This is a genomic window from Parablautia muri (genome assembly GCF_009917485.1).
Taxonomy (GTDB): domain Bacteria; phylum Bacillota; class Clostridia; order Lachnospirales; family Lachnospiraceae; genus Suilimivivens; species Suilimivivens muri.
The window spans coordinates 1-9,528 of the sequence record NZ_QZDT01000083.1; the positions used below are offsets into that span (position 1 = coordinate 1).

Sequence of the window (9,528 nt, forward strand, 5' to 3'; positions counted from 1 at the left end):
CTTCCTTTTCTTTATATTGAATATATCATTTATTTCCTGTTTGGTGTTACAACTTTATTATACCATCTCAAAACAGAATAAGATGAACCGCTCACTACTTCCGCCCCTGAGAATACCGTAATATCCCCGGAACCCTCTTCTGCACCATGAAGGGTGGCTGTTGCCTGCACCGCATCCGCCGCCTGCTCTGCAAAGTTCCTTCCCGCCACATTCCTTTCCGCCCTTCTCGTTTCATACCCTGCCGCCGGGTATCCTGCTCCTATTCCATTTACATTCATTTTCTTAATCTCCTCCATTATTTTTATTTTTGTCAGCCCCTTTGTCGTTCAGAGCCGCATCCGCTCCCTCGTAATAAGTCCGAGCAGTTCATTGTTTCATACAGAATATCCTCTATGTTCCCCGATCATATCCCATACCGGCCTTCACCTCCACTCACTGATCTGCTGGGGATGCCTGCCCTGTCCGGCGCGACTTTGGCGACCTCGCTTTTCCGCAGGACGAGGAACTTATTCCCCATATAGACGCCCTGCTCCGCATCCTGTTATCTGCTCCCGGAGGGAATCGGACAGCTTCCATTCCTTCTTGGGGAATAGCTTTCCTTCCTTTTGGATGTCCGCTTGATGGCTTTTTGCTATTCCTGTTATATTCATTTCAATCTCCTCTCTCTGTTTTGCCGGAACATCGGGGATGCCCGCCCTTTTTCCTTACATAACCTCCCCATCAATAATCAAAATTACATCTGCATATGTTTTGCTCAGATAGGTTTTATATTCTTCAATTTTTTCACTGTCTACCTTACCATTCGTCTTTAACGATAATTCTATTGAATACTGCTCTGTTCCTTCATCATAAGATACTATTGCATCCGCCGATTCAATTCCTTCTTCATCTGTGAACATACTTTCTGTAAACTGTATCAGATGATTACAAAACTGTTCAGTCGGTTCGCTTTGCGTTGCCACATCATCAAAGTTTACTGACACGGTATTTTCTTCCGTATCCGGCTGTAAAATTTCTTCCTCTGCGCTGGCTACCATTCCACACCCCGTCAATGAGAGAATACATATCAGTGCCAACAAAAATCCTGCTTTTTTCATCAATATCTCTTTTGCCTCCATTCATTTTTTCCCTTTTCCCCGATCTGCCGGAACACCGGGGATACCTGCCCTGCCTTGTTGGGCTGTGGCTTATCGGGGATATGCAGCCGTAGTTTCATTTCATTCTATGCCTTTATATCAAGACCGCCCCGCAGCGTCCCCCTGCCCGGAAGGCGCAATACTTCTTTCGTAAGAGGTACAACACGCCCATTACTGACTGCATAATCCAATAGCTGCTGCATCGCTTTCAGATTCGGCTGGAACAGCAGTGTCCCGCTCTTCCAATATGTCCTGTTCCCCAGCTCTGAAAGGACTTCCTCCGTATATGCCATCTGCCCGTCCAGCCATTTCTCAAAGGCTGTCGGCTCCGCTTTCTCCCTGCGCAGGGCCTCCTCCCGCTCTTTACAGTAATTTTCCCAATACTGGCTGTGCCGGTTCCTGCTATCCTCCAGCCATTCCCTCTGGCCCGGCCCGTATCCGTATTCCGTATCAATGTCATAAAGGCTGCCATTTTTATAGCCGATGGTAAGCCCGCGCCCATCTTCCTTATCCCAGCCCTCGTTAACAAATACCTGATAATCTTTATACAAGGATTCCATAGGCAGGGCATCCATCTCACCATTTACCCGCTTTTCATTATTTTGCTCTGTTACTGCATCCCACAGGTTCCGCCCATCCGGCGTATAGATCACCCCGTCCCTGTTTTCCAGTTCCCTCATGTCCAGCCCCGTCATGTCATTTACAAAATGCCACATGACTGCCTTCTCCTGGTATGCCGTGTCATATAAATACTGCCTGGGCTGCTCAAACCCGTTATTCGCCGGATTACACCAGCGCAGATGCTCATACAGGTATCTTCCATTGTTTCCCCTGTTCAGGACTTCCTCTATCTGCCTTGCCAGCGCCCCGTCCACACCGCCTGCATGGATTTTGTACTCATACGGGTCAACCCGCAGGCGCAGGTCTGCCCCTTCCGGTATGTCAATGCCGTTTTCCGCAAAAAGCTGGTTGATGGAATCATTCATGCCACACCGCACCTCATCATTCCATTCCTCATCGCTCACGATTCCACCAAAGTTCTTCTGAATCACCGGGTCATAGCTGTTCACTGCCGCCGGAAGCCCGTTCAGGACACGCCTCTCGGATTCCGCACATATCTCACGCTCCCTCTGTGTCAGCCCCTTCACATAATAAGGGGATTTTGTGTTATAGTATTTATCCCATATATGCTTTGACGGATTATCAAATTTTTTATTTTCTTCATTTACTTTTGCGTAATGCTCATCAATGGCCTTCGTGTATTTTTCATATTTCGCAATAATAGATGGCATGGGAAATGTTGTTACGCTGTCCTGCTGTGACAGGCTGACGCTTTGCGATGCCCGCTCCGCATAGACTGGGACGGCCTGCTCCCTTTGGTGCGTTTTCACCACACTGTCAGCCTTTGCAGGTGCTTTTACTTCCCCTGCCCTGTGCCGGGATGCAGCCGCCTGATTACTATATAAGGCAGAATATTCCTTTGCTGCACTGCTTCCGATTCCACTAACACTCATTCTTAAATATCCTCCATTCTTTTTCCGTTCTCCCCTCTGCTCCCCGATTTCCCAATCTGCCAGAACGCTGGGGATACCTGCCCTCTGTGGCTTATCGGGGATATACAGCCGTGGGGCAGGCTGTTTTCAATTATGATTTGCCTTTGCAGAAAGTAAGGATATCATTGATCCACTTTCCGTACTTTAGATACCCGTCCCAATTTCCAAGCGTTTTCATGTCATTCATAAGCTCATGCGCCATTGCCATATAATCCGCTTTTTCGTGGTAGGAAGTGCCGTCCATCTTATCCTTCAGTATCGACATGGTCATGAAATTGCTGTCCGACTTATTCCCGGTATGTGCATTTAACGCAAGCATCTCCGTATAAGAGCAGCTATTCGGATTTACCTTGCTCACATCCACTGTCTGCTCGTATTCATTTCCGTTTATGTCAGTGCCTTTCACAAGATAGACCGGATTGTCCTCTGAAAAATCATCCGCCCGGTATACGTTTGCACTTTCCCCCGTCTTTACATGATGGATGGAAAATACTGCGTCAGGGTCGATATGTACTACATTTCCTGTTGATTTCACATTCGCCCCGAAATCACCCTTCGCACTGCCTTCTGCCTTTCTTGCTCCCTGCCATGCCGGATATCCCGTTGCCCCTATTCCGTTAATATTCATTTTTCAAATCCTCCATTATTTTTATTATTGCGGCCCCTCTGTCGTTCAGATCCACACCCGCTCCCTCGTAATAAGTCCGAGCGGTTTATTACTTCATAATTACATTTTGCCTATGTTCCCCGGTCAAATCTCATACCGTCCTTCACCTCCTTCCAAATTACCCCCGGCAAAGGCGCATAGTTTTTGCGCCTCTGCGGAATAGGGTGTAAGCAACATCCCCTTATGCCTTTATGTCAAAACTGCCCCCTGTGGGTGACGATGTTCCGGATACCGCCGCAACAATATTCTGTGTAACGCTTTTCACATCCGTGCCAGTGGCAGATACCGTGAACGTACCTTCCATCCGCTCTTTTCTTTCTGCCCGCCGTTCCGCCGCCTTTTCTTCCTCGGCCTTTTTCTCCTTGCGCCTCTCGGCGGCCTTTTCCTCGGCTACTTTCTTCTCTTTCGCCCTCCGTTCCGCATTCTCTCTGGCTATCTTCCCATCGGGGTCATTTGTGCCGGAAGAAATTCCCGTTATATTCCCATTTGCGTCAATCTCATAGGAAATACTCGTCAGTGTTCCCTGCGCATGGGATACCGCATAAGAGGCGCAGTCCGGCAATGCCGCCAGATTTTCTTCCAGATACTTTGCTTTTTCCGGGTCGTTCATACATTTCTTCAGGAAAGCGCTCGACACGGATACCGTTGTCGGAACGCCCTGCATGGAGGTTGTACCCGAATTCATATAGCTGTACTTGCCCTGCAGGTATTTGGAATAGTCATTGACATTGCTGTACCCCGTCTTAATCTGCTCCGATTTTGTTCCCCCGGTTGGGGTTTTCAGTTCCACCGTGCTTGTTGTCACATTTCCTTCCTTTGCAGTATTTGTGTAGCCTTTCCCATAATCGCTGTAATTGTTTATGATCTCCATTGACATAATCTCATCCTCCTTCAAAAAATCTTACCTGCGGCCCCTCTGTCATTCAGGGCCGCCCATGCCCCCCTTGCGGTAAGTCCAGGCATGATCTTCCTTACTTCAAAATGCCCGCCGCCTCATATGCGGCAATCGAAACCGCCTTTTTGGTTATGCTGTCCTTATAATATCTCTCGTCTGCTTCCTGCTCCATCAGCCTGCGTTTCAGGGCGCTTTCCTCGTTCAGACGGACATATTCCTCACGCCTTTTTTTCTTTGCAGCCTGCTCCGTCTCAAACTGGAGCATTTCTTCCTCTGTCGGGCCGGTAATATTTCCACCGTGGCTGGAAGCACGGAAACGTGCAATTTCCCCATTTTCATCCAGAACAATCAGATGGGAACATATCCTTCCAGGCACTTGGTTTGTTGCTATAAAACTCTCCACCTTTTCCATGACCTGTTTTGCCAGTGCCGGATTATTTTTCATTTTTTCTTCCAGTTCCGGCGGCACAACAATCGACTTCTGTCCGGCGATTGAGTGGAGCCTTGACTGTACCCCGGATGAATCCATCGCAGGATTCGCCCCATTCGGTTTCCAATTCACGGCGGATTCGTCTAAATCATTACGGAAAAATTTCTCAAACGGGAAATCATTCCTCTCCCATACCCCCTGCGGAATATCGGACGCATCTGCCGTATGATAGTACGCTCCCGGAAACCTCGCCTGCCACATATCCTTAAAACTCATTCCCGATACATCCGACTGCTCCGCAACTTTTGCCGCCGCAAGTTCCGCAAAACTCACGCCCTCGCTCTTGCCTGCCGCATTCTTCCGGTACTGCTCCGCCAGATAGTATCCTCCCAATTTACCTGTTACTCCGAAATCCATCTTCCTCTCTCCTTTCATTTTTCATCATCACAGACAGGATGAACACCCTGCCGTTTACCTTAAAATCCATTGTTCCATGGTATTTCTCCGCTGTGCTTTTGATGTTAATAAGCCCTATCCCATGATTCTCCCTGTCCACCTTGTCCGTCACAGGGAACTCATTCCGCGGTCTCCTCACTACCTTCCCGTCAAAGCTGTTCTCCACTTTCAGGAAAAACAGCTCCCTCTTTTGGAATGAACTGATGCGGATAAAGGCTTCCGCACCCGGTTCTATCGCTTTCAGTTTCCGGCACGCCTCCATTGCGTTATCCAGCGCATTTCCTAAAATAATACCGATATCATAACTTTGAATGAACAGCTTTTCAGGGAACTGCAGCCCTTCCACATTCATTCGCAGATCCGGCACCGTGCCTGTAATCTCATGGTATTTCATGTTCAGCAAGGTATCAACAACCGTATTCCCTGTCTTAAAGCGGAATTCCTGTCTGTCCATCGTCCGGCTCAGTTCCTCCAGATATGCCTGCAGCCCCTCCTCCTTCCCCGCTGCAAGCTGCATGATGACGGAGATCGTATTCTTCATGTCATGCCTCATCCCCCGTATCCCGGAATAGACGCGCTCCATCTCCCCCATATGCTCCTGCAGGCTGCTGACCTGTTTCTCCAAAATAATGCGGCTGCTCTTTTCCCTGTTCCAGCAGATCATATCCTGAAAGAGTTTTACCCCAAACACAATGGAGAACCGTAACAGCAGCAGGATAACGGGAATTATGACCATCAGCGATGGATATCTGTCATACAGCATCTCTGGCACGCCGTTCTCTGCCGTGTCAATCGTAATACGCAGTAAAGTGCATACCATCAGGCCTGTCAGCCCCGGTGTGAGGATGAACAGCAATTCCGTCCTGTGAATGCCATAGTCCTTTTCCCGGTAATTACTCACAATCTTCCTCATAGTAAAATAAAGCAATGCTGCCCCAATTACATGGAACAAAATCTGGTTTCCTATGGTAATAATGTTTATAACACGATTATAAAATTCCAATGGCGAAATATATCCATTTTCCAAGCACCAGCCCCACAGCCGGAACAGATGACAGGCTAATTCAAAAAAAATATGCGCAAGAAAAACGCTCATTTCACCCACAGCCATAAAGGTAACTATAAGAAATAAAGTTATCTTTCCAACTACCCTATAAAACACCAGCGCAATCATCGATACAATGCATAGGATTACTGCCAGCCTTGCGAAAACCCAAAAACTCGTGTAGCCCTTTGGTAAGATAAGTCCCGTCCCTAACCGCAGAACCCCATACAGTGCTGCGGCTGCCACCCCGCCTATCCGCCGGTTCCGTATCCTTGTTTCCAGAAAACTCCCAAAGAAATACTGCAGGCAGTATCCCTGGAACACGGCAGAAAACACTTCCAGCAGGCCGCTCACCACTTCATACACAGGACACCCCTCCATTCTGCAAATACCACATATACGCCTTTACAAACTCATTATGCTTCTTCCTTGTCAGGTAAACCTTCTCGCCGCTGGAAAGGAAGATGCTGTTGCTGTCATACCTCGCTATGTGCGCCATGTTGACCAGATACCCCCTGTGGCAGCGGTAAAAGCCATCCCCAAGCTGCCCTTCCAGTTCATCCATCGTGGCATAGGACTCTATGACATCCTCCATGTCCGTAGTATGGATTTCCACCTTCTTCCCCCTGCTCTCAATATACAGGATGCTGTTTAGGTTAAGCGTATACCCCTGGTTCTTCGCCCGTATGAATATCTGCCGCTCCTTCTGCCCCTTCCTTTTCCTGGCTTCCTCCTCCGCCCTGCCAAGCACCTCCATGAACTTCTGTTCCTCAATGGGCTTTAGCAGGTAGTGGAATGCCGAGACGTCAAAAGCCTCAAACACATATTCCCTGATCCCCGTAATGAAGATAACCACCGCATCCACGCCGGACTGCCGGAGAGTCCTCGCCGCCTCAATGCCGCCTATGCCCTCCATCTGTATGTCGAGGAAGATAATGTCAAAATCCTTTCCCGCCGCAAGCAGTCCTTCCCCCGTGGTAAAACCGCTTATGTCAAAATCGGGATTCCATTTTTTTATGAATCCGCCAATCTGCTCCCTAATGGCTTCCTCATCATCGACCACTGCTATATTCAAAATTCATCACCTCGGATTTCCGTTTCAGCCGTCACTTAGTTTATCGGCAGATTTTCTGTTATTTTGGGATGCAGGGAACGAAAGGCATATAAAATGGAGCGAAAGGCATAAATGCAGTACGGAAATTTCAAAAACAGGTCTAAAGTTTTTCGCCTTTCGTCCGATATAAGGCGGCGCAAACGCAAACCGCCGTGTAAGCTTATTACCTCTGTTTCCCCCGCTTTCCAAGCGGTTTTCTGAATAGGAAAAAGGACCTGTAAGCCCTTTCCCCATTTCTCCTTAGTGTATTCTCCTTTTACAGCCGCAGGGCTTCAATCATCTCATAGGCAATGCTGATGTCTGTCAGCCCGTCCGGAAGCCCTGTGCGGGGATGCCACTCTGCCGCCGCCAGCTCCTTCCTGTCAAGGCGTATCCCATCAGGGCCGTCCAGCCTTGCGGTATAGCCTGCGATCAGGGAGCCGGAGAACCCCCACGGCTGGCTGCCAAAATACCGCAAGTCCCGGATGCGGATGCCTGTCTCCTCATAGACCTCCCTCTCCGCCGCTTCCTCCAGCGTCTCCCCCGCCTCCACAAAACCGGATATGAGTACCCACTGCGGGAGGGAGCGGTCTGCATATTTTGTCATCAGCAGCCTGTCCCCGTCCGTGACCGCCACCATTACCACCGGGGCGATGCCGGGATATACCGTGTTCCCGCATTCCGGGCAGGCAGGCGCCCTCTGCCCCGGCTTCCTTTCCATCCTCCCGCCGCACCTGCCGCAGTACCTGTTCCCTTCATACCAGCGGCTTAAGTGCAGGGCCGTGGCCCCGGCAAAGAAAGCCCATTCCGGCAGGACGCCCTTTAATTCACAGATGGGGAAATACCCAAGCCCCCGGCATCCGGACATCTCCTGCCCCAGCAGGTAAACGGGCTCCCTGCCCGCCCGGAACAGGAATACCGCCCTGCTTTCCATTTCTCCTACCGGATGACCCAAATCCCGGAAGGACGGGAGGCTCCTGCGCCCGTCCCCCATATCCTGCAAAAGCACATCCTCTCCCCGGAAGGAGAAAAAGCAGTCATCCGGGGCCGGAGCTGTACCGCAGTATGCCATATCCAGCCTGCAAGGGGAGATATCCTGTATCATGGCTCCCCTCCTTACAGATGCCGCAGGTTCTCGCGGTATCTGCGCAGCTCCTTTTCGTCCACTGCGCCGATGACCTCATCCAGCCACTTGACCATCCGTCCCCTGTCCTTCGGCAGATGCCCCTCCACGTTGATGCAGTTCGATGCGCCCATTGTTACAAAATAGGTGTCTATGTCAAGGCTGCCGATCAGCGTCCTTAATTCATACAGCTTTTCTATCTCCGTTTCCTCCGTCCAGTTCCCAGCCTGGATTTCCCGGTACAGCTCCGAGGTCGGATAGACCGTCAGCATGGAGGAAACAATGACCTTCGGGTGGAGCTGGTTGAACACCTCCGCCGTGTTCTTCACCCCTTCCTCCATATGCCCGGAGCCGTATATCCCGGCAAGGTAGAAGAAGTTATAATCCATCCCTGCCTCATCCAGCCTTTTGCATTCTTCTATGATCTCCTTCGTGCCGAACCCTTTATGCATGAAGGACAGAGATTCCTCGTCTCCCGCCTCCACGCCGATGGTTAGGCTGTTGTACCCAAGCCCCCGCAGCTCCCGTAGCTGCTCCGTGGTCTTCGGCGTGATGTCCGTGATGCGGGCGAAACAGCCGATGGACTGCACTCTGGGGTAATATTTCCGTACCAGTTCCGCCAGCGTTTTCAGTTTGTCAAAACTTAATACGAACGGGTTCGCCCCGGTGAAGAATACCCTCTTTGCGTTCCGGTAGTAGCGGCTGATCTCCTTTAAGTCCGCCTCCACCTCGGATAAAGGCGACATACGGAACTTAAACGGCACGTCCTCATAAAGCGTGCAGAACTTGCACTTGTGGTGGGTACAGCCCGCTGTCACCTGTACCAGTGCGCTCCCCGCCTCATAGGGCGGCCTCCATATCGTTCCCGTGTAATGCATAAACCATCTCTCCTTCCTGTCTGTAAAAATCTAACTGACGATACCCCTGATCTCCTTTAAATCCCGGATACCGTTTTCCTCCATGTACTTTTCCAGCCCGCCAATGATCTCCGGCATGGCACAGGGGTTCCTGAAATTCGCCGTCCCCACCGCCACTGCGGCAGCCCCGGCCATGATGAATTCCAGCGCATCCTCCGCCGTCTGAATCCCTCCCATCCCGATGACCGGGATATTTACCGCCCTGCAGGTCTG

General features: G+C 50.3%; 12 protein-coding genes. All 12 read right to left on the reverse strand.

Going from position 1 to position 9,528, the window contains the following annotated elements; all coding sequences use genetic code 11:
- Nucleotides 1–29: 29 nt before the first annotated feature.
- Nucleotides 30–278 carry a hypothetical protein gene (locus D5281_RS22970; protein ID WP_160562252.1) on the reverse strand — a complete coding sequence of 83 codons (249 nt, stop codon included), beginning with the start codon at nt 276–278 and terminating at the stop codon, nt 30–32.
- 228 nt (nt 279–506) lie between these two features.
- On the reverse strand, nt 507–650 hold the full coding sequence (locus D5281_RS22975; protein ID WP_277935571.1) for a hypothetical protein: 144 nt from the start codon (nt 648–650) through the stop codon (nt 507–509).
- Between the two features lie 54 nt (nt 651–704).
- A complete protein-coding gene (locus D5281_RS22980) occupies nt 705–1,118 on the reverse strand; it encodes a hypothetical protein (RefSeq protein ID WP_160562253.1) in 414 nt (137 codons plus the stop codon).
- Between the two features lie 104 nt (nt 1,119–1,222).
- A complete protein-coding gene (locus tag D5281_RS22985) occupies nt 1,223–2,650 on the reverse strand; it encodes a DUF4885 family protein (RefSeq protein ID WP_160562254.1) in 1,428 nt (475 codons plus the stop codon).
- A 130-nt stretch (nt 2,651–2,780) separates the two neighbouring features.
- Entirely contained in the window at nt 2,781–3,317 is a 537-nt protein-coding gene (locus D5281_RS22990; protein WP_160562255.1) for a hypothetical protein, read from the reverse strand.
- Between the two features lie 220 nt (nt 3,318–3,537).
- On the reverse strand, nt 3,538–4,233 hold the full coding sequence (locus D5281_RS22995) for a DUF6033 family protein (RefSeq protein ID WP_160562256.1): 696 nt from the start codon (nt 4,231–4,233) through the stop codon (nt 3,538–3,540).
- Between the two features lie 94 nt (nt 4,234–4,327).
- Entirely contained in the window at nt 4,328–5,098 is a 771-nt protein-coding gene (locus D5281_RS23000) for a hypothetical protein (RefSeq protein ID WP_160562257.1), read from the reverse strand.
- On the reverse strand, nt 5,076–6,548 hold the full coding sequence (locus D5281_RS23005; protein ID WP_330585274.1) for an ATP-binding protein: 1,473 nt from the start codon (nt 6,546–6,548) through the stop codon (nt 5,076–5,078). The genes D5281_RS23000 and D5281_RS23005 overlap by 23 nt, the downstream gene beginning before the upstream one ends.
- The gene (locus tag D5281_RS23010; protein WP_160562259.1) at nt 6,541–7,257 is read right to left on the reverse strand and encodes a LytR/AlgR family response regulator transcription factor; all 717 of its coding nucleotides are present in this window, start codon (nt 7,255–7,257) and stop codon (nt 6,541–6,543) included. The genes D5281_RS23005 and D5281_RS23010 overlap by 8 nt, the downstream gene beginning before the upstream one ends.
- 295 nt (nt 7,258–7,552) lie before the next feature.
- The gene (gene nudC / locus D5281_RS23015) at nt 7,553–8,380 is read right to left on the reverse strand and encodes an NAD(+) diphosphatase (protein WP_160562260.1); all 828 of its coding nucleotides are present in this window, start codon (nt 8,378–8,380) and stop codon (nt 7,553–7,555) included.
- Nucleotides 8,381–8,391: 11 nt separating this feature from the next.
- On the reverse strand, nt 8,392–9,276 hold the full coding sequence (locus tag D5281_RS23020; protein WP_160562261.1) for a radical SAM protein: 885 nt from the start codon (nt 9,274–9,276) through the stop codon (nt 8,392–8,394).
- A 30-nt stretch (nt 9,277–9,306) separates the two neighbouring features.
- The coding region (locus D5281_RS23025; RefSeq protein ID WP_277935572.1) for a tRNA-dihydrouridine synthase at nt 9,307–9,528 on the reverse strand (222 nt) is incomplete at its 5' end.